The sequence below is a fragment of the Flavobacterium rivuli WB 3.3-2 = DSM 21788 genome (assembly GCF_000378485.1).
Lineage (GTDB): Bacteria > Bacteroidota > Bacteroidia > Flavobacteriales > Flavobacteriaceae > Flavobacterium > Flavobacterium rivuli.
In genome coordinates, this window is the sequence record NZ_KB899987.1 from 1 (window position 1) to 1,420 (window position 1,420).

Here is a 1,420-nt window from a genome sequence, read left to right on the forward strand (position 1 = left end):
TTGTGATTGCGCTCAATGCTCCTGTTTCCTTTTGCCTGGTGGCACAGGCCACGGATGGGGCATCCCAGACAGTTTTGGGCTTGGTAATGAGATAAGTTTTGTTCATATCCTGCTTCGGTTACCCTCTTGCTTTGGTGGGTTTTGTTCATTTTCTGACCCATCGGGCATACATAATAATCTCCTTCTTTATTATAATGAAGGTTTTCTTTGCTAAATGACTTGTGCTTTTTCTGATAATTTTTGTCCTGCTCTTTATCAAAAGTGTTGTACTTGACAAAAGCTGTCTTTTTCTCCCTTTTCAAAAAGTCATAATTCTCTTCACTGCCATATCCGGCATCGGCAGTGATTTCTTTAATTTTACGGTAAATGTGCTTTCCATAAAGCTCTTTCATGCTTTGCAGGTGCGGTTTCAGCGTTTTTGTATCTGTTGGGTTTTGATGGATGGTATAGTGAATGATAATTTGGTTTTCTGTAGATATCTGCGGGTTATAAGCCGGTTTTAACTGCCCGTTTTTCATATGGTCCTCCTTCATGCGCATAAAAGTGGCATCCGTATCTGTTTTGGAGTAACTGTTGCGTTGGCCTAAAATGGCCTGCTGCTGGTCATATTTTTCAAGATTGCTGACGAAATTCTTTTTGATATAATTCAGTTTAGCTTTCGATTTCTTACTGGCATTAGTATTGCCTGATAACTTTTGGTCAATCCTGGATACCGTCTTCTCTATTACCTCTTTGCTTATTTCTTTAAATTCAGGCGGGTCATTCTCAGGGCCATCTTCGTTATCAATGCTTTGGGCATAATTCCAGAGTTCTTCCAGTTGGGAGAGCATTTTGGCTTTATTGGTTTGTATGGCCTTGCCCCAGACAAAAGTATAGCGCCCTGCCTGCGCTTCTATCTTGGTGCCATCGGTATTGATCTGTTTTAAACTGATTAATTTTTCATCGGCCAGCATCAGTACGACCTGTTTAAAAATGTCTTTAAAACTGCTTTTAAGCTTATCGCTCCTAAAGCGGTTCACGGTATTGTGGTCTACAAAGGTGGTTGCAGTAAGCCACATAAAGTTAATATTCTCACGAAGTGCTAATTCTATCTTACGCGAGGAATAAACGTTAGTCATATAACTATAAATCATCACCTTCAAAAGCATTTTGGGATGGTACCCAGGATTTCCTTCTTTACTATAGGCTTCAAGTAACGGCTGGATATTTATTTTCTCTACAACGGAGTTAATAACCCGGACCGGATGATGCGCAGGTATTAATTCATCAAACGAATGAGGGAAAAGAGTCGACTGGTTCTGGTTGTAGGGCTTAAATTTCATCGCTTAAAATATTGATAATCAATACTTGAATATAATAAAAAATAAACTTTCTGCCAAAAAAATGCATAAAAAAACCGCCTCAGTTTTGAGACGGCTTC

General features: G+C 39.3%; 1 protein-coding gene. It reads right to left on the reverse strand.

Features of this window, described 5'->3' with window-relative positions:
- Positions 1 to 1,322: IS1182 family transposase (locus F565_RS0120900; protein WP_026300225.1), on the reverse strand; the 1,322-nt coding region annotated here is incomplete at its 3' end.
- Positions 1,323 to 1,420: the final 98 nt, after the last annotated feature.